This is a genomic window from Corynebacterium vitaeruminis DSM 20294 (genome assembly GCF_000550805.1).
In the GTDB taxonomy this organism is placed as follows: domain Bacteria; phylum Actinomycetota; class Actinomycetes; order Mycobacteriales; family Mycobacteriaceae; genus Corynebacterium; species Corynebacterium vitaeruminis.
Genome location: NZ_CP004353.1, coordinates 1,097,063 through 1,118,198 on the forward strand (window position 1 = coordinate 1,097,063; position 21,136 = coordinate 1,118,198).

Below are 21,136 nucleotides of genomic sequence, written 5' to 3' on the forward strand. Positions count from 1 at the left end.
TCCTTAGTGCTTCTTCGTCGGCAGGAAGTGCACGACGGTGGCGATGACCGCGCCGACCGCGAGGCCGAAGACGAGCGAGCATAGCGTCTCCACCGTCCACGTGGCCGCGCCGCCGAACCGCTCCACGTGGTGCTCGAGCGAGTGGACGAACTCGAAGGGGGCGTGCAGCCCCAGCTCGTCCATTCCCTTGAGCAGGATGTGTCCGCCGACCCACAGCATGGCGAACATGCCGATGAAAGAAATGGTGTTGAGCACCCTCGGCATCGCCGAGACCAGCCCGCGCCCGAACGCCTTGGCGCCCGCGCCGCCGCGCTTGGACAGCGCAAGGCCCATGTCGTCCATCTTCACCAGGAGGCCCACCGCGCCGTAGACGCCGAGGGTGACCACGATGGCGACCATGATGAGCACGCCGGCCTTCATCCAGATCGAGTCGGAGGCGACCTCGTTGAGCGAGATGACCATGATCTCCGCGGAGAGGATGAGGTCGGTGGTGATCGCGCCGCGAACGAGGGTGTCCTCGTCCTTCGCGCCGGTCTCGTCCTCGCTTTCCTCCTGCTGCCCAGAGACGAGCTCCCACACCTTCTCGGCGCCCTCGAAGGAGAGATAGAGGCCGCCGCACATGAGGATGGGGGTCAGCGCCCAGGGCGCGACGGCGGTGAGGATGAGCGCGATGGGCAAGATGATGCAGATCTTGTTTACCATCGAGCCCTTGGCGATGCGCCAGACGATCGGGATCTCGCGGGCGGGGGTTACCCCCTCGACGAAGCGCGGGGCCACGGCGGTGTCGTCGATGACCACGCCCGCGGCCTTGGCGCTGGTCTGCGTGGCCTGGGTGGCGACGTCGTCGATGTTTGCCGCCGCGTGGCGGGCGATGAGCGCGACGTCGTCGAGCAGGGCGGCGAGGCCACCGGCCATAAAAACTCCTCTGATAGTGGGAAATAAACCGGTTTCATTCTAGTGCTCATCCAGTCGATAGGGGATGTGGGTACCCTAAGTGCTATCGTGGGCGTCCGTAAACAGAAATCATTATCAAGAAAGTGGATTGGGTGAACGCGGTCGCGCTGGCCTTCGGGCTCACTTTGTTGGCAGGTCTATCAACCGGGCTCGGGGGAGCTGTCGCCGTCGCGGCGCGGCGGCCGGGGGAGCGCTTCCTCGCGGGGTCCCTGGGCTTTTCCGCTGGAGTCATGATCTACGTCTCCTTCGTGGAGATCTTCCCCGAGGGCATTGACAAGCTTGTCGACGCCCATGGCGACGCAGGCAAGTGGCTCGCGGCGGCCGCCTTCTTCGGCGGGATAGCGCTGATCGCGCTCATCGACCGGCTCGTGCCGGACTCCCTCAACCCGCACGAGCCGGGGCTGACGGACTCCGCGCGGCGCCGCCGCGCGATGATGCAGATGGGCCTGCTCACCGCACTTGCCATCGCGATTCACAACTTCCCGGAGGGCTTCGCCACCTTCATCGCGGCGCTCGCCGATCCCACCATCGCGATCCCCGTCGCGGTGGCCATCGCCATCCACAACATCCCCGAGGGCATCGCCGTGGCCGTCCCCCTGCGCGAGGCGACGGGCTCGCGGGCGAAGGCCTTCTGGTGGTCGCTGGCCTCGGGGCTGGCCGAGCCCTTCGGTGCCGCGGTGGGCTACCTCCTGCTCCTGCCGTGGCTGGGGCCGGTGGCGCTCGGCGTCGCCTTCGCGGCGATCGCCGGGATCATGGTGTTCATCAGCCTCGACGAGCTCCTGCCCACGGCCGTGAAGACCGGCCGCCACCACACCGCCATCTATGGGCTCGTCGCGGGCATGGCGGTCATGGCGCTGAGCCTCCTGCTGCTCTAGCTGGCTAGGAAGCGCATCCAGCCGTCCCACTCTCGGTCGGTCTGCTCCTCGCCCAGCGCGTAGGAGCGCTCGAGGCGGGAGGTGTTGAGGTCGCGGGAGTTGACCGGCATCGTCTCGGGGAAGAACAGCTGCGCGTGGCCCTGTTTCTCCAGCTCCAGCAGCCGGCGCTTGGTGGCGTTGTAGCGCGCCGGGCGCGCGATGAGGGCGTCGGCCACCTTCGGCCAGCGTCGAAAAGCACGGCGAAGCACCTGCGGGCGCGAGACCGGCTCCTTGAAGTAGTCGCGGGGGCGGGTGAGCAGGACCAAGAACTTCTCGAAGCCGTCCGACTCGGCGGCCTCGAGCGGGACGCCGCCGGAGCTGCCCAGCGCGCCGTCGACATAGGGCACGCCGTCGATCCAGGTGGTGCGCATGAACACCGGCATGGTGGAGCTCGCGCGGACCTGCTTCATCAGCGTCGCCAGGTCGCCCGCGTCGTCGCGGCCGAAGTAGACGGTCTCGCCGGTGTCCGCGCGGGTGGCGCCCATGCGGTAGGGGGTCGAGCCCGCGCTGAACCGCGCGTAGTCGAAGGGGTGCTCGGTACCGGGCATGGGGGCCTGCTCGTAGATGTAGGGGGAGTCGAAGTAGCCGCGCCCGCGCAGGAAGGAGCCCCAGCCGCCGATGTGCGGGTCGAGGCTCATGCCCACGAAGGCCTCCTTCGTGCGGAAGGGATCCTGGGAGAGGAAGTTCACCGTGTGCGAGGATCCGGCGGAGATGCCGCCGACCCAGCCGAAGCTGACCCCCTCGGCGAGCAGCCGGGAGACGCAGGCGGCGGTGTACGAGTTGCGCATCCCGCCGCCCTCCATGACGAGTGCCGTGTCCGCAAATTGCATGGGTTTAAGCCTAGCCCTTTGTGAGCTACGTCCTATATTGGAAGCCATGCACATCGTCATCATCGGAGCCGGGGCCGTCGGCGGCTACTTCGGGGCGCTCCTTCAGGAATCCGGAACCCAGGTCACCCTCGTCGCCCGCGGCGAAACCCTCGCCGTGCTGCGCGAACGCGGCCTCACCATCAACAGCCCAGAAGGCACGCGCACGCTGCCCGTCGACGTCGTCGAAAGCCTCGACGAGGTCCCCGCGGCCGATGCTGTGTTCTTGGCCACCAAGACCATCGACGGCCCCAACCTTCCCGAGCGGCTGCCCGAGGGCGCGGTCCTCGTGACCACGCAGAACTCGGTGGAGATGCCCGCCATCGCGATCGAGAAGTACGGACCCGATCGCGTGGTGCCGGGCGTGGTCCGCAGCTTCCTCATCCACACCGGTCCCGCGGAGGCCACCTTCCTCGGCGGCGTGCTGAGCTTCACCTTCGGCAGCGTCGATCCCGCGACCTGCGACGTGGTCGAGAAGCTGCGCGCGGCCCTCGGCGCGGCGGGGATCGAGCCCTTCGTGCTCGACGACATCCTGGTCGACGTGTGGGCGAAGGCGATGTTCGTCACCACCTTCGGAGCCCTCGGCGCGCTCGTGGACAAGCCCATGCAGGACGTGCGCACCACCTATCGCCGCGACCTGACCGCGCTCATGCGCGAGGTCGAGGCCGCGGGCCGCGCCAACGGGATCAACCTGCCCGAGGACATCGTCGAGCGCTCGCTCGACTTTGCCGACGCCCAGCCGGCGGCCGCCACCAGCTCCATGCAGCGCGACCTAGCGGACGGGCTGCCCAACGAGCTCGACGCCCAGGTGGGCGCCGTCATGCGGATGGCCGAGCGCGGCGGCGTGGCCGTCCCGCTACACACCCTCGTTTTCGACTGCCTGTCGACGAGGGGCTAACCTAGGGGCGACCCACAACAACACGGGTGCCCGCCAAGGGCTGAGACGCGCGACGCGCGAACCGTCGAACCTGATCCGGTTAATGCCGGCGATAGGAAGAAATATGTCTAACGCATCCCCTCGTTCGTGGCGAGTCATCGACATCGTCATCGCCTCCGTCCTCGGTGTGGCCTGCGGCCTCATCTTCTGGGTGTGGAACACCATCGGCTACGCGTGGTTCACCGCGGCCGACGCGGTCACCCCGGGCCTCGGCGGCATCGCCGTGGGCATCTGGCTCATCGGCGGCGTCATCGGCGGGCTGGTCATCCGCAAGCCGGGCGCTGCGCTCTACGTCGAGCTGCTCGCGGCCATCGTCTCCGCGGCGATCGGCAACCAGTGGGGCATCTCCACGATCTACTCCGGACTCGCCCAGGGGCTCGGCGCCGAGATCATCCTGGCGCTCTTCCTGTACAAGCGCTTCAACCTCACCGTCGCCATGATCGCGGGCGCGGGGGCCGGCGTGGGCGCCTTCGTCAACGAGCTGTTCACCTCGGGCAACCTGGCGAAGTCGTTCGCCTTCAACGCGACCTACCTCTCCACGCTCATCGTCTCCGGCGCCATCCTCGCCGGCGTGGTCGGCTACTACTTGGTCAAGGCCCTGGCCGCGACCGGCGCGCTCGATCGCTTCGCCGTCGGCCGTGAGGCCCGCGCTCTGGTCTAGCGCCTGCGCTTGGTCGCGTAGAAGGCCGCGAACCCCAGCGCGATCGCCGGCGGGTACAGCTCCCACGGCGCGTGGGTGAGCTCGAGGCCGAAGGCGATGGCGAAAAACGGCGCGCGCTGCGTGATGGTGAGCACCCCGATGGCGCCCAGCAGCACCGCCGCCGGGAAGCTCGTTTCCACCCCCAGCGCGCCGGAGCCGAGCGAGAGCAGTCCTCCCGCCAGCCCGCCGAGCGCGAGCGAAGGGGTAAGGATGCCGCCCGCGGCGCCCGCCGCGATGGCGAACCAGGTAAACGCGGCCTTGGCCACGAGGATCGCGAGCAGCGCCTGCCACCCGGCGGGTGCCGACCAGAGGTCGTCTAGGACCCGCTGGCCGTTGCCGCTGATGCCGGGCAGGAGGTGATCCATCGCCGCGGAGGCCGCCACGACCACCGCGATGGCCACCGGCAGGGTGTTCGCGGGAAGGTGAAAGCGCCGAAGCAGTATGCGTCGGAAAGCAACGCCCACGGCGACGACCAGCAACAGCAACGGGACAAGCCACGCCAGCTGCGCGAAGGAAAGCCGCATCGCGGGCAGCGTGTAGAAGGCCTGTGAGCCGGTGACGGTGCGGGCAACGAGCGTGGCGATCGTGCTCATGGCTAGCGCTACCGCGTAGAAGGTCTTGTCGCGTTTGATGGGCAGGATCTCGATGGCGTAGATCGCACCCGCGAGCGGGACGTTGTAGACCGCGGCGAGGCCGGCACCGGCGGCACCGGCGACGATGCGGGCGCGCATCTGCGGGTCGATCCGCGCGGCGAAGAAATCCGCGATCGAGGAGGCTACCTGGCGCGGCGCCTGCTCGCGGCCGAGCGAGGCGCCCGCGCCGACGCAGACGACCTGCAGCAGCGCGTCGGCGACGGTGCGCAGGAACGGCAGCCTCCGCTCCTGGGAGAGCGCGGCGTTGACCGAGGTGACTGGCCCCCCGCGGCGAAGCCACCACCACCCGGTGCCGCACGCCGCGCCGAGCAGGGCAGCCACCGCCAGCCGCGCGACGAGCTCCAGCTCGCCGACGGCGTTGAGCGCCTCGATGAGGAACGACAGTCCCGCGCCCACGCCGCCCGCGAGGACGGCCGAAACGACCACGGCGGCAAGCGCGTACAGCGACCTCGAAGCAGAAAACACGTGACTCATATTAACGGCCTGTATCATCTAGAACTTGGAATCGACCAGAAAGAAGGACCCCTTGGCCAGGATCACCGCCCGCGGCATCGGCTTCCGCCACGCCTCGCGCAAGGACGCGGTACTGGAGTCGCTGAGCTTTGCCATCGACGCTGGCGAGCGGGTCCTGCTGCTCGGCGAGTCGGGCGCGGGGAAGTCCACGCTGCTCATGGCGATCGCCGGACTCCTGGCGGAGGACGAGGGCACGCACTCCGGGTCTATGCAGGTCGACGGCACAGTCGGCATGGTGCTCCAAGATCCGGACTCGCAGGTCATCGCCTCGCGCGTGGGCGACGACGTCGCCTTCGGCTGCGAGAACCTCGGCATGCCGCGCGAGCGGATCTGGGAGGAGGTGCCTAGGGCGCTCGAGATGGTCGGACTCGACCTGCCGCTCGACCACCCCACGAGCAGGCTGTCGGGCGGGCAGAAGCAGCGGCTCGCGCTGTCGGGGGTCATCGCCATGGGGGCGGACATCATCCTGCTCGACGAGCCCACCGCCAACCTCGATCCCGAGGGCGTGAGAGAGGTCGTCGCCGCGGTGACGCGGGTGGCCGAGGAGACGGGCGCTACGGTCATCGTCGTCGAGCACCGCGTCGGCGTGTGGAGCGGGTTTGCCACCCGCGGCATCGTCCTGGGCGGCGGCGGGATCGTCGCCGACGGCACCCTTGAGGAGGTGCTCGCGCAGCGCGGCGAGGAGCTCGTCGCCGAGGGGGTGTGGGTGCCCGGCATCGAGCCGGTCTTCCCGCCGCGCCCCGCGCGCGCCCTCGACAACGCGGCGATCGAGTTCTCGGGGCTTAAGGTCGGCTGGGACACCCCGCTCGGCCCGACGCGCGACGGCCGCATCCTCGAGGGCGCGTCCACCGTCATCACCGGCCGCAACGGCACCGGCAAGACCACGCTCATGCTCACCCTCGCGGGCCTGCTCGAGCCCGTCGCCGGAAAGGTGAGCTACTCGGACTCCATCGCGGGCGAGATTGGCCCCGACCCGATGAGGTGGTCCTCGGCGGAGCTCGCGCGCCGAGTCGGCTACGTCTTCCAGGATCCCGAGCACCAGTTCGTCGCCCGCACGGTCGGGGAGGAGCTGGCGGTGGGGCCCAGGCAGCTTGGCATCGACGCGGGAGAGCAGATCGACGCCCTGCTCGCGCGGCTTCGGCTCAAGGGCCTCAAGGAGGCCAACCCGTTCACGCTCTCCGGCGGGCAGAAGAGGCGGCTGTCGGTGGCCACGGTGCTCGTGGCCTCGCCCAAGGTGGTCTTCCTCGACGAGCCCACCTTCGGTCAGGACCGCGGCACCTTCATCGAGCTGGTCACGCTCGTCCGCGAGCTCAACGCCTCCGGGGTGACGGTCGTGTCGGTCACCCACGACGAGACCTACGTCCGCGCGCTCGGCGACGAGGTGATCGCGCTGTGAACCTGCTCTCCCGGCTCAACCCGATCACGCGGGTGCTCGCGCTGCTCATCGTGGGCACCCCGCTGCTGCTCAGTGTGGACGCGGTCTCGGCGGGCGTGTCGCTGGCGTTTAGCCTGCTCCTCGCGCCGGTCTGCGGCGTGGGATGGGGCACGCTCGCCCGGCGCAGCCTGCCGATCCTTCTTGCCACGCCCATCGCCGGGGCCTCGATGGCCCTCTACGGCCGGCCCGAGGGCCGCGAGTACTTCTCCTTCCTCTTCGCCCACGTCACCGACAACTCGCTCTCGCTGGCGCTGGCCATCATGGTGCGCGTGCTCGCCGTCGGCCTGCCCGCGGTGATCCTGCTCGCGGGCATCGACCCCACGGAGCTCGGCGACGGCCTCTCGCAGATCCTCAGGCTCCCGCACCGCTTCGTCATCGGCGCGGTGGCCGCGGCGCGCATGGTCTCGCTGCTGCGCAGCGACTGGCAGTCCATGCGGCGCTCGCGCCGCGCGCGCGGCCTCGACGGGCGCGGCAGGATCGCGACGGCGCTGAGCATGACCTTCGGCCTGCTCGTCCTCGCGCTTCGCCGCGGCGCGAAGCTGGCCACCGCGATGGAGGCCCGCGGCTTCGGGCGCTACCCCACGCGCACGTTCGCCCGCCCGTCGCGGTGGCGCGGCGTCGACTGGGCGTTCCTGCTTGCCTGCGCGCTCATCTCCGCCTGCGCCGTGTCCGTCGCGGTGGCCACCGGCAGCTTCAGGTTCCTCGGCGCATGATCGTGCTTATCGACGGCCGTTCCGGTGCCGGAAAAACGACCTTCGCGAACCTCCTCGGCGAGCACCTTCCTGCCCCGGTCGTCCGCCTCGAGGACTTCTATCCCGGCTGGGGCGGGCTGGAGGAGGCCAGCCGCATGGTGGCCCGCGACGTGCTGAACCGGAACCACCCGGGCTGGTGGCGCTGGGATTGGGTGCGCAACCATCGCGCCGACTGGCAGCCGCTGGCGCTAGGCGACGCGCGCGACCTCGTCATCGAGGGTTGCGGCGCGTTGAGCAAAGCAGCACTGAAAACGGCTGAAGGGTGGGGGCTTGGTGCCGTGGTGAGCGTCTACATCGACGCCGACCCTGGGTTCCGGCGCGCCCGCGCGCTCACCCGGGATCCCGACTTCGCGCCGTGGTGGCGCATGTGGGCGCGCCAGGAGGAGGAACACGCCGCGCGCATGCCCGCCCCGGACCTGCGCGCGGACGGCGAAAGCCTCGACGCCGTGGCGCTCATCGAGGACATCACGAGGAAAGGACGTTCATGAACAATCAGATGATCCGCATCGCCGCCGTCGTCATCCGTAACGGCGCGGGGGAGATCCTCAGCGTGCGCAAGCGGGGGACCACCGCCTTCATGCTGCCCGGCGGGAAGCTCGAGCCGGGGGAGACCGGGCTGGAGGCGGCGGTGCGCGAGATCGCCGAGGAGCTGCACTTAGCCCTCGACCCGGCCGAGCTGAACGGCGTGGGCACCATGAGCGCTCCCGCGGCCAACGAACCCGGCTTCGAGGTGGTCTGCGACGTCTTCGAGTGGCAGGGGACGGTCGAGCGGATCGGGGTCTTCGAGGAGATCGAGGAGGCGCGGTGGTTTGCGGCCGATTCCCAGGCCGATGAGCTGGCGCCCTTGTCGCGGGACGTGGTTTTCCCGGCGCTCGTTAGTCGGAAGCGGAAGTGAGCTTTGGCACGTCACGTTCTTTGAGGATTTGAGACACGCGGCCGAAGGAAATTCCCAGCAAGAAGGCAATGTCACGATAGCTGTACCCGCTATCAGCTAGCTGCTGCGCAAGCGCGGCAATGTGGTCAAGCTGGGAGCTCTCCTCTCTTCGTAATTCTTCCAGACGTTGACGAGCCCGTGTCGCGCGAGCTTCACAGCTGCCCGGAATAACAAGCTCAATTTTCGCATTGCTGGGATCATCAGTCAGCTCTGGGAAAAGGGATAGGGCATCCCTGACTGCGGCTTCGACCTGATCGAGGCGCCGTGTTTGTGTGACAAGCCCAGGCTCCTCCAGAAGCTGAATGACCCACCACCCGGTACCGCGCTCTACACGCGCCGTAAAAGTGTTCATTAGTCCATTCCTATTTGCTTGTAGATTTTCTTGGCGAGTAAATCGTCGATCTCATTGTGTCTTGGAATCGTTGAGTACCGAGCCCCTACCCAGACGCGAGTGTGGCTTCCCCCTTCAACGAGGGTCATCTTCAGGTTTTTTCGTCGTGCGAATCGAGCAATTTCCTTGAGGATGAGTTTCCGTTTAGTCACAAACAATAGTTTAGCCCACTACACAAGACAAGTATAGTGGGCTAAACAGTATTTCATTCTTATCTCTAAACGTAGGTCAGTGACGACACGTCGAAGTGAAAACTCACCTGGGTTCCATGGGCGGGCTATCGCCTATGGAGGCGCGTGCTCTAGTTGTGAGTATTTCTGTGTTACAGGATCTCTTCGATGGCCTCGGTGGGCCGGGCGATGCGCACGCCCTTCTCGGTGACGACGATGGGGCGCCCGATGAGCCGGGGGTGGGAAACCATGGCGTCGAGAAGCTCGCTATCGGAGGACTCCTTGGAGAGCCCCAGCTCCTTGAACTCCTTCTCCTTGGTGCGCACGGCCGCGATCACGGGGATCCCCATCGCGTCGATGAGCTCGCGCAGCTGGTCCTTGGTGGGCGGGGTGTCGAGGTAGGCGATGACCTCGACCTCGCGGCCGGGGGCGTTGTCGGCGAGGTAGGCAAGCGCCGCGCGCGACTTGGAGCAGCGGCTGTTGTGGTAGACGACGGCGTGGGCGGGATCCAGTGAAAGGAAGGAGATCGACATAGCCTACGAGTCTAGGGGGAAACCTACTGGGCGGGGACCAGATCCACGTGGGCGGCCCAGTCAAGGCTGATGCCCTTGGACTTCAGCCACTCCATGGGGCTGTCCCCGAAGCGGGTGATCCCCTCGACGGCGACCAGGGTGGCGTCGATGGCGCGCTCGGCCTCCTCGGCCGTGATGAGCCCGGCGGAGGTCGCCGCGGCCAGCTCGTCGATGTCCACGACCTCGACCGCCTGCCCGTCGTTCCACAAGAGGTCGACGTAGAGGTCGCGGGTGGTCCACACGCCGTCCTCGTCGACGTTGATGTCGGCGACGTCGAAGTAGATGTCCTCCCGGCTTTCCACGCCGTCGCGGTAGTGGAAGATGTTGGCGCGCAGCCCCAGATCCGGCAGCAGCCAGCTCTCGAGGTAGCCAAAGTTAGGGTGGTTGGCGCCGCGGGCCATGTAGAGCCCGAACTCGGTTTCGCGGAAGGAATCCACGTCGCGCAGGTACCCCTTGGGGTCGATGTTGATGAGCGACTTGGGGTTGAAGGTCTCCTGCTTCACCGGGTGGAGATCGGTCATTATTTCACCTCGAAGATTCCGGCGGTCGGGATGAAGGAGCACCGGGCGTCCTGGGTGGAGACGTCGCCGCTGATGAGGGCGACGACGCGGCCCCGGCCGGTGGCCGCCGTGCCCGACAGGGTGGCGGGGCCGTCCGGGTTGATGCCGTGGTTATCCAGCGCGGCGGTGCCCGACTTCATCGTGTCTACGTTGAACCATTGCACGTTTATGCCCTGCTGCCCGGCGGCGGGAGCGGTGCCCAGCGCGGTGAAGACGAAGGCCGCCTCACCCTCCTTGGCGCCGGGTGCCGGGATCTCGGCGGGGCCGGGCACCGCGATGGCGGTGCCCGTGGAGTTGGAGTTGCCGCCGATGCAGTTGCCCGCGACGGACGGCCAGAGGAACTGGGTGAACTGCGGCCCGTTCTCGGGCACCTGGACGTCGGACTCGCCGGTCCCCTCGAAGTAGGCCACGGCCGCAAGAATCGGGCCGGACAACTCCGCGGGGAGCGTGCCCGCCAGCTCGCGGGCCTTGTTGAGGGCGTCCGCGTTGGGGCGTCCGAGGGAATCGACCGGCGCGCCGACCGAGCTCATGAGATCCGCGACGGGGGTTGCCATCGACTGGGTCGCGCCCGAGGTGGCGTCGTCGATCGGGGCGGCGCTCGCGGTGGCGGGGACGATTCCGGCGATGGCGCAGGCGGCGGCGAGAGCTAGGGCGATCCGGTGATGCACGAATGTGCCTTCCTTCAGGTGTGGCGAAGGACCGGGCGCCGCAATATAAGGGGGTTAGACGGCGTGTCGTTCACCATTAGTCACAGATATTTACTTAAGTAACAATATTCACTCCAGTTCCAATGTCAATTGAATGCCGTCCTTTTCCTTATTGTTGGAAAAGAATTCATCAACTGTAAAGGCGGAATCCTTGATCGGGTTTCGCCCGGACATGGGAACGTGCTGAGAGCCCAGGGGTTGTGGGGTTCTCACTTGTTAGGTCGTTGCGGGGAGGAAAGCTGTTACACTCCCGTAACCGGCCGTAGGCGTCGGAAAGCGAGAGCGAAACTGTGACGCGGCAAGGGGAGCGCCGCGACTGTGACCAGAAACGTTTCTGCATGGGCGGGCTCAGCGTGCGCGAGGGGGTGGGGGTGGAGTAACGTGTAAACGCTGTACTGAGCTTTATTGCATCCAATCACGTAATAGCGCGATGTCAATCGAGTCGGCGTCCCGTCCGTGCCTTTCGCTGCAGATACTGTGGGCGTCCCCGCGGCGGCCTCGGCCTCGCCAACAAATACCTCACTTCAGGAGATTCTTTTGTCCCACCCAGAGTTTCGTAACGTAGCCATCGTCGCACACGTCGACCACGGCAAGACCACCCTTGTGAACGCCATGCTCGAGCAGTCCGGCGCCTTCGGCGACCACGGCGAGGTCACCGACCGCGTCATGGACTCCGGTGACCTGGAGAAGGAAAAGGGCATTACGATCCTGGCCAAGAACACCTCCATCCGCCGCAAGGGTGCAGGTAAGGACGGCGCCGACCTCGTCATCAACGTCATCGACACCCCGGGCCACGCCGACTTCGGCGGCGAGGTCGAGCGCGGCCTGTCCATGGTCGACGGCGTCGTGCTGCTCATCGACGCCTCCGAGGGCCCGCTGCCGCAGACCCGCTTCGTGCTCGGCAAGGCGCTGGCCGCCAAGATGCCGGTCATCATCGTCGTGAACAAGACCGACCGCCCCGACGCCCGCATCGACGAGGTCGTCGAGGAAGCCCAGGACCTGCTCCTCGAGCTCGCCTCCTCGCTGGAGGACCCGGAGGCCGCCGAGGCCGCCGAGCAGCTGCTCGACCTGCCGGTGCTCTACGCCTCCGGCCGCGAGGGCCGCGCCTCCACCGTCAACCCGGGCGACGGCAACGTGCCGGACGCGCCCGACCTGCAGGCGCTCTTCGACGTCATCTACGACGTCCTCCCGGAGCCCTCCGCAACCATCGACGCCCCGCTGCAGGCACACGTCACCAACCTCGACGCCTCCTCCTTCCTGGGCCGCATCGCGCTCGTGCGCATCTTCGCGGGCCACCTGAAGAAGGGCCAGCAGGTCGCCTGGATCCACTACGACGAGGAGGGCAACCAGCACGTCAAGAACGTGAAGATCGCCGAGCTCCTGCGCACCGTGGGCGTCAAGCGCGAATCCACCGACGAAGAGATGGTCGCGGGGGACATCGCCGCGATCTCCGGCATCGACAACATCATGATCGGCGACACCATCGCCGACATCGAGCACCCGGTCGCGCTCCCGCGCATCACCGTCGACGAGCCCGCTATCTCCATGACCATCGGCGTGAACACCTCCCCGCTGGCCGGCCGCGGCGGCGGCGACAAGCTCACCGCCCGCGTGGTCAAGGCCCGCCTCGACCAGGAGCTCATCGGTAACGTCTCCATCCGCGTCCTGCCGACCGAGCGCCCGGACGCCTGGGAGGTCCAGGGCCGCGGCGAGATGGCCCTGTCCGTGCTGGTGGAGACCATGCGCCGCGAGGGCTTCGAGCTCACCGTGGGCAAGCCGCAGGTGGTCACCCACACCGTCGACGGCAAGCTCTACGAGCCCTACGAGCACATGGTCATCGACACCCCGGCCGAGTACCAGGGCGCCGTCACCCAGCTGCTGGCCAACCGCAAGGGGCTGATGACCTCGATGGCTAACCTCTCCGGCGACTGGGTCCGCATGGAGTTCGACGTCCCGGCCCGCGGCCTCATCGGCTTCCGCACCACCTTCCTCACCGAGACCCGCGGCGCGGGCATTGCCAACTCCTACTCCATCGAGGCCCGCGAGTGGGCCGGCGAGATCAAGGACCGCGCGACCGGCTCGCTGGTCGCCGACCGCTCTGGCCAGATCACCGCCTACGCGCTCACCCAGCTGGCCGACCGCGGCAACTTCTTCGTGGAGCCCGGCATGGAGGCCTACGAGGGCATGGTCGTCGGCGCGAACAACCGCGACGAGGACATGGACATCAACATCACCAAGGAGAAGAAGCTGACCAACATGCGCTCGGCCACCGCCGACGCCACGGTCACCCTCGCCAAGGCGCACGTCCTCTCGCTCGACGAGGCCATGGAGTTCTGTGGCCAGGACGAGTGTGTCGAGGTCACCCCGGACGCCCTGCGCGTGCGCAAGGTCGTGCTCGACGCCACCGAGCGTGGCCGCGCCCGCGCCCGCGAGAAGGCACGCAACAAGTAGTAGCGCACTACTAGGAGTAGGAGGCGGCCCCCACGTGGGGGCCGTTCTTCGCTTTCCGACGCCTTCGGTTCGCCTCCAAGAATCTAAGGTGCGGACTAGTAGGATGGTGCGCATGCGTGTGTGTTCTTCTCGACTGGCGGCGGCTGCCTGCCTCGTGTCCGCGGTGCTCCTGGCCTCCTGCTCGGCCAACCCGGGGCCCGCGCCGGTGGAGGAGGACAACGCCTCGGCGGAGGCGACCACGAGCGAGGCGCCCGCCGAGAAGAACTCGAAGCTCACCGAGATCAACATCGGCATCGACCCGATCGCCGCGGGATTTAACCCGCACCTGGCCGGCGACGACTCGGCCTTTACCCGCGAGCTGGCCTCGCTCGTGCTGCCCAGCGCCTTCGTCGACGGGGCGATGAACCGCGACCTGCTCACCGCCGCCGACGCCATCGCGCCCCAGCACGACGCCCAGGGCAACCCGTACGCGATGACCATTCGCTACCAGATCCGCTCCGAGGCGCAGTGGAGCGACGGCACCCCGATCACCGTCTCCGACTTCGAGTACCTGGCCAACCAGATCGTGGCCACCCCCGGCGCCCAGGAGTCCGCGCTCTACCGCGAGATCGCGGCGATCCGCTCGGCGAACGGCGGCAAGACCGTGGAGGTCGATCTCAAGGACAAGGTGGCCAACTGGCAGCAGCTGTTCGCCAACCTCCTGCCCGCGCACCTCGTCCGGGGCCAGGACTTCACCAAGGCGCTGGAGTCCAGCGTCCCGGCCTCGGCGGGCCGCTACTCGGTGGCCAAGATCGACCGCCAGCGCGGGGTGGTCCAGCTCAACCGCAACGACCGCTTCTGGGGCGAGAACCCGGCGGCCATCGAGGTGCTCAACTTCCAGGAGGTGCGCTCGGTCAGCCAGGGCGTGGAGATGCTGTCCACCGGCCAGGTGGGCTTCATCGACATGACGCCGACGCAGACCTCGCACCAGGCCTTCGACCTGGTCCAGGGCGCGCAGACGAGGGAGCAGGACCAGCCGCGGGAGCTTACGGTGACGGCGAACGCCAGCCTTGGCGTCGACAAGCGGCGTGCGCTTTTGAGCTCCATTGACGTGCCGCTGCTGGCAAAGCTGGCCACCGAGCGGGAGGCGGAGATTCAGGTGGGGCAGGCGCTGTCCCCGGCGGCCGGGGCGCCGGGGCTGAAGGAGCTCTTCCCGGACGGCATTCGCATCGGCGTGGACCCCGCGGACCCCGTGGCCGCGCGCGCCGCGACGACGCTGACCAACATGTTCGTGAAGGCGGGCGTGCAGGTCAAGGACGTGGAGACGGACACCGCGAGCCTGCTGCGCGACTACGTCGCAACCGGCGGGGTGGACCTCGTGGTCGGCTGGGAGCAGCGCAGCGACCTGTCGCGCTACCAGTGCGCGCTCGACCAGGGCGCGGCCGTGGTGCCCACGAGCGAGGCGGCGGCGCCGAGCACGGAGGCCACGGACTCGTCCGCCCCTGCCTCCACGACCTCCTCGGCCGCCGACCAGAAAAACTCCATCCTCGGCACCAACTTCAGCGGCTGGTGCGACCCGGCCTCCCAGGCCTTCATCGCCCAGGCGCTGGCGGGGGAGAAGAGCCAGGCCGACGCCGACGCGTGGGCGGCCGACCTAGATAAGTCCGAGGCCCTGCGGGTGTGGATCACGAGGGACACTCGTCTGGAGGTCGTCGGGACGAGTATCGTAGGACCGGCTCCCGCGCTCGCCGATTGGCCTGCGGGCATGAGCTCAGTTTTGACTTGGAGGAACAATGCGTGACCTAGTAGGCACCCGCGTCGTGGCAGTCCACGCGCACCCCGACGACGAGGCCATCTGGACCGGCGGACTTATCGCCCAGCTGGCAGCGCGCGGCGCCGAGGTGACCGTGGTGACCTGCACGCTCGGCGAGCAGGGCGAGACCTTCGGCAAGAAGTACCAGGGGTTGGTCGCGGACAACGCCGACCAGCTCGGCGGCTTCCGCCACGCAGAATTACAAGCTTCCCTCGCGGCACTCGGCGCGCGCGGGGAGTACCTGGGCGGCGCCGGCCGCTGGCGCGACTCCGGGATGGTGGGTGACCCCTCCAACGACCACCCGCGCGCCTTCATCCACTCCGGTAAGGAGGCCGTCGACGCGCTGGCGGAGGCCTTCGGCAGGCTGCGCCCGCAGCTGGTGCTTACCTACGGCCCCGACGGCGGCTACGGCCACCCCGACCACATCCGCGCCCACGAGATCGTCCACGAGGCGATCAAGGCCGTGCCGGTCGAACGCGTCCTCTGGGCGGTGACCGACGAGGGCGAGCTAGGTCGCGGCCTCGCCGCGATCACCCCGCCCGCTGGCTGGCGCCTGCCCGAGCCCGGCGAGCTCGCCTGCGTGACCCGCACGGACGTCGCGGTCGCCCTCGACGACGACGCCCTCGCCCGGAAGGTGGCCGCGATGAAGGCGCACGCCACCCAGCTGCAGATCGCCGACGGCAGCGTCAGCGACGTCAACGAGAAGGCCGCCTTCGCCAGCGTCAGCGACCCGGACGCGGCACCCGCGGTCTTCGCGCTCACCAACCTGATCGTCCAGCCGGTCATGCGCCACGAGCACTATCAGCTAGGCTTCGGCGAGCTTTCCTCCGCCACCGACGCCGCGGCGGGGCTGTAGCGATGGCAGAAAACGGTTCCTCTTCCAGCCCGCACGTTACCGAGCGCCACACCTACCGCGGATTCGGCCGCGGCGAGCAGGCGTTCGGGCTGTTCTGGCTGTGCCTCGGCGCGCTCGTCTCCGTCCTCCTCGAGGTCGTCTACCTCGGCACGTGGATCGGGAAAGTGCCCGTTCCCTACACCATCGTCATCGCCTTTTTATTCAACATGGTGCTCACCCGCACCGGGCTTCTGTGGTCGAAGAACTTCGCCGTGGCGCTCATCCCCGCCTACGCCTGGACTGCCGGTTTTTTCATTCTCACGATGTGGGTGGGGGTGACCGGCGACCAGCTCGTGGGCACCAACCTGCGCAGCATCCTGCTGCTGCTCGCGGGGCTGGCGGGTGCTGGTTGGCCACTCATCCGCCGGAAGTGACATAATAGGAAAGTCTGACACCGGCCAGCTGGGTGCTGGCCGGGATAGTCATGAAAAACCCACCGATTTTCGTGTGAACTGGAGAACTGACCACCGATGACGTACACAATCGCACAGCCCTGCGTTGATGTCATGGATAGGGCATGCGTCGAGGAATGCCCCGTCGACTGCATCTATGAAGGCAAGCGCTCCCTCTACATTCACCCTGACGAGTGCGTGGACTGCGGCGCCTGCGAGCCCGCCTGCCCGGTCGAGGCCATCTTCTACGAGGATGACGTGCCGGACGAGTGGCTCGACTACAACGACGCCAACGCCGCCTTCTTCGACGACCTAGGCTCCCCGGGCGGTGCCGCCAAGCTCGGCCCGCAGGACTTCGACGCCCCGCTCGTCGCGGCGCTTCCCCCGCAGGCCTAGGGCCGTGCACTTTCTCGCTACTCGCTAGGCACACTGCTTTCCCGCGGTGCCTAGCGATAGGCATTTTCAGACCACCTCCAACCAAGAAAAGGACGTTCATCGCGATGGCGCGCACTCGACTGGGATCGACGCTTCCCGACTTCCCGTGGAACTCCCTGGAGCCCGCCAAGGCCAAGGCCTCGGCGCACCCCGAGGGGATCATCAACCTGTCCGTCGGCTCCCCGGTCGACGACGTCGACCCCGGCATCCAGCAGGCGCTGGCCGCCAACGCCGCGGCCCCGGGCTACCCGCAGACCATCGGCACCCCGGCCCTGCGCGCCGCCATCGTCGACAGCCTGGCGCGCCGCTACCGCTGCACCGGCGTCGAGGGCGTGCTGCCGGTGGTGGGAACCAAGGAGGCCATCGCGCTGCTCCCGCTGCTGCTCGGCGTGAAGGGCACCGTGCTCATCCCCGAGGTCGCGTACCCCACCTACGAGGTGGCCGCGCTCATCGCGGGTGCCACCCCGGTGCGCTGCGACGACCCGCGCACCCTCTCCGAGGAGGAGGCCGCCGACGTCGACCTCATCTTCATCAACTACCCGTCCAACCCGACCGGCGCCGTCGCGGGCATCGAGCAGCTCCAGGGAATCATCGCTTGGGCCCGCGAGCACGACGTCATCGTCGCCTCCGACGAGTGCTACCTGGGGCTGACCTGGGAGGGCGAGGCCTTCTCCGTCCTCGACGAGCGCGTGAGCGCGGGCGATCACGCCGGCCTGCTCGCCATCCACTCCCTGTCCAAGACCTCCAACCTCGCCTCCTACCGCTGCGGCTTCTTCGCCGGCGACCAGGAGCTCATCGCGGAGCTGACCGAGGTGCGCAAACACTCCGGCCTCATCATGCCCGGCCCGATCCAAGCCGCGATGGTCGCGGCCCTTGAGGACGACGCCCAGGAGGCCGCGCAGAAGGACCGCTACGCCGGCCGCCGCGAGGACCTCAAGGCCGCGCTCGAGGGCGCCGGGTTTGAGATCGTCCACTCCGAGGCGGGCCTGTACCTGTGGGTGACCCGCGGCGAGGACTGCTGGGCCACCGTCGACTGGTTAGCCGAGCGCGGCGTCCTCGTCGCCCCCGGCACCTTCTACAGTCCCAGCTCCGAGAAGTTCGTCCGCGTGGCCATGACCACCACCGACGAGCTCGCGGCCGCCGTCGCAGGGCGCCTGAAATAGTGGGCTCCAAGCCGCCAGCGCGGGAGGGGATCAGCTGGCGCAAGCGGGTGCTCGACGGCGTTGTGCCGGAGGGCACCTTCGTGGCGGCCTCGGCGGGGGACTCCCCGTTCGCAGAGGGCACGGCCCTCCCGCCGGGGACCCGGCTGGGGCGCCCGACCCCGGTGTGGGAGTGGCCGGGCGTGCCCGACGAGCCCGCCATCCCCTTCGACTACCGCGTCGTCGCCCGCACCGGGCACCTCATCGTGGTGGACAAGCCGCACTTCCTGCCGGTCACCGGCAACGGCCGCATCGTCAAGGAGACGGTACAGACGAGGCTTCGGGTGCGCGAGGACAACCCGCACATCGCGCCCCTGCACCGCCTCGACCGGCTAACGGCCGGGCTGGTGGTCTGCTCCGCGAACCCGGCCACCCGCGCCGCCTACCAGCGGCTGTTCCAGGAGCACCGAATCACAAAGACCTACCGCGCGCGCCTTGCCCGCGAGCCTTCGATGCTCACCGAAGAGTGGACGGAGCTTCGCCTCGGGATGCGCAAGGCCGGCCGACAGGTGATCGTCGACAAGCATGCAACGCCGACGCTCACGAGGGCGCGACGGGTAGGGGAGCGCGAGGTCGAGCTGCAACCGGTGACGGGCCACACCCACCAGCTGCGCGTGGCAATGAACCACCTCGGCGCGCCGATCGCGGGCGACGACCTGTACCCGCAAGCAACCCCGCTTCATCTCTACGACTTTTCCGCGCCGTTGTCTCTTTGCGCTGAAAGAATCGAGTTTGAGGATCCCATTACAGGATTTCCCGCGCGGTTTTCACGGGGGTAGAATTTCGAAGGTTAGCTACTGATCGTTGAAAGGGGCCCTGTGGCCGAATCGAAGAAATCCCGAGCTGGGCGCAACCTGCGCCAATTCATCCAGTTCGGCATCGTGGGCGGCTCCGGCACGATCGTCAACATCATCGCCGCCGCCATCGCGATGAAGGCGGGCGCGGCCCTGTTCGACGTGCAGCCCAACGACCCGTTCCTCAACCTCTTCGGTTCCGAGTTCCACATCCGCTGGTTCAACATCTTCTCCACGATCGCCTTCCTCGTGGCCAACACGTGGAACTACCAGATCAACCGCATGTGGACGTTCAAGTCCGCCAAGATGATCTCCTGGTGGCGCGGCTTCTTCCCGTTCCTGCTCACGGGCCTGTCGGCGCTGGTCGTCTCGCTCATCGTGCAGAACTTCCTCATGAACCCGACCTCGCCGATCCACCTGTCTTCGAGCGTCTTCGACGATTCCAGCGGTTTCCGCACCATGTACTATTGGGCGAACGCGATCTCGATCATCGTGGCCATGCCGATCAACTTCGTCATCAACAAGGTCTGGACCTTCCGCAAGCGCAACCCGGACGACGTAGTCGTCGTCGCCGAACAGGCCCCTTCCCACTAGCATTTCGCTTTCCGACGCCTACGGCTACCTAAGGCAAACCTTGCGTGTAACTCCAACTTTTGTATGAGAAAATCGGGGGAAGTTGATTCTCACGTGAAAGGTCCCGCCCATGGCCGCCGCCCCCACCGATCGCCTCACCCGCAACCGCGAACACCCGGACGTGAGAAAGGTCCACCACGACCTGGGGGAGAAGCCCTTCCTCGCCATCTGGGAGGTCACCCGCGCCTGCCAGCTGGTGTGCAAGCACTGCCGCGCGGACTCGCAGCACGTCGCGGCCCCCGGGCAGCTGACCACCGAGGAGGGCAAGCGCCTGCTTGACCAGCTGGCCAGCTACGACATCCCGCGCCCCATCGTCGTGTTCTCCGGCGGCGACCCCTTCGAGCGCGCCGACCTGGAGGAGCTCACCGAGTACGGCGTCTCGCTCGGCCTGCACATCGGGCTTTCCCCCTCGGCCACGCCCAAGGTCACCCGCGAGCGCCTCGAACGGCTGCACAACCTGGGCGCCACCGCGCTCTCGCTCTCGTTGGACGGCGCGGTCGCCGAGACCCACGACGCCTTCCGCGGCTTCCCCGGCACCTTCGACGCGACCCTCGAGAAGGCAGATCTTGCCACCGCGGCCGGCTTTAGGCTGCAGGTCAACTCCACGCTGTGCGCTGAGAACGTCCACGAGGCCCCGGCGCTGCTCAAGCGGGTCATCGACATGGGCGCGCACCTGTGGAGCGTGTTCTTCCTCGTGCCCACCGGCCGCGGCACGGCGCTCACGCCGCTCACCTCCGCCGAGCGGGAGGATGTCTACCACTGGATGGACGACATCTCCGACTTCATCGCGGTCAAGACCACCGAGGCCCCGGCCTACCGGCGCGTGGTGATCCAGGCGCACCAGGCCCGCGACGCTGGCGCGCCCGCCTACGAGGGCGGCGAGCTCTACCGCTTCCTCACCGAGGAGACCCTGCGGATCCTAGGCGCCGAACCCGAGCACCCGCGCCGCCCGCGCCCGCCGCTGGCGATCAACTCCGGACGCGGCTTCGTGTTCATCGACCACGTGGGGGACGTGTACCCCAGCGGCTTCTTCCCGATGCACCTGGGCAACGTGAAGCAGACCCCGCTGCCGGAGATCTACTCGGGCTCCGAGGTGTTCAAGTCGCTGCGCGATCCCAGCCAGTGGAAGGGGAAGTGCTCGGTGTGCGAGTTCAACGACGTCTGCGGCGGCTCGCGCTCGACCGCGTACGCCATGACCGGCGATCCATTCGCCAGTGACCCCACGTGCGGCTACGTTCCGGTGGCGCTGCGGGGTGAGGTGAGGTAAGAATTCTGTTGTCTCGACCATCACATTTTTTGGGCGCGATGAGACTTGCTAAACAGGGGCAAGTGAATTTTCGGTTAACTCCACGTGTTTTCTTGCTGAAATGGTGGAGGATAAATGGTGTAATCTCCCGTAAAATCGGATATTTTCGCAGGTAGTGCACCCAAAAGCGGGCACTCGAAGATGAATTGATTTAGGGATACCATAAGACTCGTTAGAGATT

Annotated in this window: 23 protein-coding genes and 1 riboswitch; of the genes, 16 read left to right on the forward strand and 7 right to left on the reverse strand. The window is 67.6% G+C overall.

Features of this window, described 5'->3' with window-relative positions; translation table 11 throughout:
* Positions 1-3: 3 nt before the first annotated feature.
* Entirely contained in the window at positions 4-915 is a 912-nt protein-coding gene (locus B843_RS05170; protein WP_025252452.1) for a DUF808 domain-containing protein, read from the reverse strand.
* Positions 916-1,037: 122 nt separating this feature from the next.
* Here B843_RS05170 and zupT point away from each other — a divergent pair, with 122 nt between their 5' ends.
* Positions 1,038-1,829 (forward strand): zinc transporter ZupT, encoded by a 792-nt coding sequence (zupT, locus tag B843_RS05175; protein WP_025252453.1) that lies wholly within the window; start codon positions 1,038-1,040, stop codon positions 1,827-1,829.
* On the opposite strand, the gene B843_RS05180 is transcribed toward zupT, so the two are convergent.
* The gene (locus tag B843_RS05180) at positions 1,826-2,698 is read right to left on the reverse strand and encodes a patatin-like phospholipase family protein (RefSeq protein ID WP_025252454.1); all 873 of its coding nucleotides are present in this window, start codon (positions 2,696-2,698) and stop codon (positions 1,826-1,828) included. The genes zupT and B843_RS05180 overlap by 4 nt on opposite strands.
* A gap of 46 nt (positions 2,699-2,744) precedes the next feature.
* Between B843_RS05180 and B843_RS05185 the strand changes: the two genes are divergently transcribed.
* Both B843_RS05185 and B843_RS05190 read left to right on the forward strand, forming a co-directional pair.
* Complete coding sequence (locus tag B843_RS05185; protein WP_025252455.1) at positions 2,745-3,632, forward strand: 2-dehydropantoate 2-reductase; 888 nt, start codon at positions 2,745-2,747, stop codon at positions 3,630-3,632.
* A 12-nt stretch (positions 3,633-3,644) separates the two neighbouring features.
* Positions 3,645-3,747, forward strand: a riboswitch (TPP riboswitch).
* Positions 3,736-4,332, forward strand: coding sequence for an ECF transporter S component (locus B843_RS05190; RefSeq protein ID WP_025252456.1), 597 nt, complete (start codon positions 3,736-3,738; stop codon positions 4,330-4,332). It overlaps the preceding riboswitch by 12 nt.
* Here the strand turns inward: B843_RS05190 and B843_RS05195 are convergent.
* Positions 4,329-5,498 (reverse strand): chloride channel protein, encoded by a 1,170-nt coding sequence (locus B843_RS05195; protein ID WP_025252457.1) that lies wholly within the window; start codon positions 5,496-5,498, stop codon positions 4,329-4,331. The two genes, B843_RS05190 and B843_RS05195, sit on opposite strands and share 4 nt — an antisense overlap.
* 25 nt (positions 5,499-5,523) lie before the next feature.
* On the opposite strand from B843_RS05195, the gene B843_RS05200 reads away from it, so the two are divergent.
* Genes B843_RS05200 through B843_RS05215 form a run of 4 tightly spaced genes read left to right on the forward strand, consistent with a single transcriptional unit; the run spans position 5,524 to position 8,619 of the window.
* The gene (locus B843_RS05200; protein ID WP_404825225.1) at positions 5,524-6,933 is read left to right on the forward strand and encodes an ABC transporter ATP-binding protein; all 1,410 of its coding nucleotides are present in this window, start codon (positions 5,524-5,526) and stop codon (positions 6,931-6,933) included.
* Complete coding sequence (locus B843_RS05205) at positions 6,930-7,685, forward strand: energy-coupling factor transporter transmembrane component T family protein (RefSeq protein WP_025252459.1); 756 nt, start codon at positions 6,930-6,932, stop codon at positions 7,683-7,685. The genes B843_RS05200 and B843_RS05205 overlap by 4 nt, the downstream gene beginning before the upstream one ends.
* Positions 7,682-8,212 carry a nucleoside/nucleotide kinase family protein gene (locus B843_RS05210; RefSeq protein WP_025252460.1) on the forward strand — a complete coding sequence of 177 codons (531 nt, stop codon included), beginning with the start codon at positions 7,682-7,684 and terminating at the stop codon, positions 8,210-8,212. The genes B843_RS05205 and B843_RS05210 overlap by 4 nt, the downstream gene beginning before the upstream one ends.
* On the forward strand, positions 8,209-8,619 hold the full coding sequence (locus B843_RS05215; protein ID WP_034650007.1) for an NUDIX hydrolase: 411 nt from the start codon (positions 8,209-8,211) through the stop codon (positions 8,617-8,619). Before B843_RS05210 ends, B843_RS05215 begins: the two co-directional genes overlap by 4 nt.
* On the opposite strand, the gene B843_RS05220 is transcribed toward B843_RS05215, so the two are convergent.
* The 4 genes from B843_RS05220 to B843_RS05240 form a co-directional block, all read right to left on the reverse strand.
* Positions 8,600-9,010 carry a hypothetical protein gene (locus B843_RS05220; RefSeq protein WP_025252462.1) on the reverse strand — a complete coding sequence of 137 codons (411 nt, stop codon included), beginning with the start codon at positions 9,008-9,010 and terminating at the stop codon, positions 8,600-8,602. The genes B843_RS05215 and B843_RS05220 overlap by 20 nt on opposite strands.
* Before the next feature lie 361 nt (positions 9,011-9,371).
* Positions 9,372-9,752, reverse strand: a complete 381-nt coding sequence (gene arsC, locus B843_RS05230) for an arsenate reductase (glutaredoxin) (RefSeq protein ID WP_025252464.1) — start codon at positions 9,750-9,752, stop codon at positions 9,372-9,374.
* Positions 9,753-9,775: 23 nt separating this feature from the next.
* On the reverse strand, positions 9,776-10,312 hold the full coding sequence (locus tag B843_RS05235) for a DUF402 domain-containing protein (RefSeq protein ID WP_025252465.1): 537 nt from the start codon (positions 10,310-10,312) through the stop codon (positions 9,776-9,778).
* Positions 10,312-11,019 (reverse strand): Rv1157c family protein, encoded by a 708-nt coding sequence (locus tag B843_RS05240; RefSeq protein WP_025252466.1) that lies wholly within the window; start codon positions 11,017-11,019, stop codon positions 10,312-10,314. The genes B843_RS05235 and B843_RS05240 overlap by 1 nt, the downstream gene beginning before the upstream one ends.
* A gap of 576 nt (positions 11,020-11,595) precedes the next feature.
* Here B843_RS05240 and typA point away from each other — a divergent pair.
* The 9 genes from typA (at position 11,596) to B843_RS05285 (ending at position 20,916) form a co-directional block, all read left to right on the forward strand.
* Positions 11,596-13,509, forward strand: coding sequence for a translational GTPase TypA (typA, locus tag B843_RS05245; protein ID WP_025252467.1), 1,914 nt, complete (start codon positions 11,596-11,598; stop codon positions 13,507-13,509).
* Positions 13,510-13,621: 112 nt separating this feature from the next.
* Entirely contained in the window at positions 13,622-15,289 is a 1,668-nt protein-coding gene (locus tag B843_RS05250; protein WP_155895107.1) for an ABC transporter family substrate-binding protein, read from the forward strand.
* Positions 15,282-16,157 carry an N-acetyl-1-D-myo-inositol-2-amino-2-deoxy-alpha-D-glucopyranoside deacetylase gene (gene mshB / locus B843_RS05255; RefSeq protein WP_025252469.1) on the forward strand — a complete coding sequence of 292 codons (876 nt, stop codon included), beginning with the start codon at positions 15,282-15,284 and terminating at the stop codon, positions 16,155-16,157. The genes B843_RS05250 and mshB overlap by 8 nt, the downstream gene beginning before the upstream one ends.
* Positions 16,158-16,159: 2 nt before the next feature.
* On the forward strand, positions 16,160-16,570 hold the full coding sequence (locus tag B843_RS05260) for a hypothetical protein (protein WP_025252470.1): 411 nt from the start codon (positions 16,160-16,162) through the stop codon (positions 16,568-16,570).
* A 96-nt stretch (positions 16,571-16,666) separates the two neighbouring features.
* Complete coding sequence (gene fdxA / locus B843_RS05265; RefSeq protein ID WP_025252471.1) at positions 16,667-16,984, forward strand: ferredoxin; 318 nt, start codon at positions 16,667-16,669, stop codon at positions 16,982-16,984.
* Positions 16,985-17,088: 104 nt separating this feature from the next.
* Entirely contained in the window at positions 17,089-18,186 is a 1,098-nt protein-coding gene (dapC, locus tag B843_RS05270; protein ID WP_025252472.1) for a succinyldiaminopimelate transaminase, read from the forward strand.
* Positions 18,187-18,266: 80 nt separating this feature from the next.
* On the forward strand, positions 18,267-19,001 hold the full coding sequence (locus B843_RS05275) for a pseudouridine synthase (protein ID WP_025252473.1): 735 nt from the start codon (positions 18,267-18,269) through the stop codon (positions 18,999-19,001).
* A 39-nt stretch (positions 19,002-19,040) separates the two neighbouring features.
* Entirely contained in the window at positions 19,041-19,610 is a 570-nt protein-coding gene (locus B843_RS05280; RefSeq protein ID WP_025252474.1) for a GtrA family protein, read from the forward strand.
* A 109-nt stretch (positions 19,611-19,719) separates the two neighbouring features.
* Positions 19,720-20,916, forward strand: a complete 1,197-nt coding sequence (locus tag B843_RS05285; protein WP_034650001.1) for a TIGR04053 family radical SAM/SPASM domain-containing protein — start codon at positions 19,720-19,722, stop codon at positions 20,914-20,916.
* Positions 20,917-21,136 lie beyond the last annotated feature (220 nt).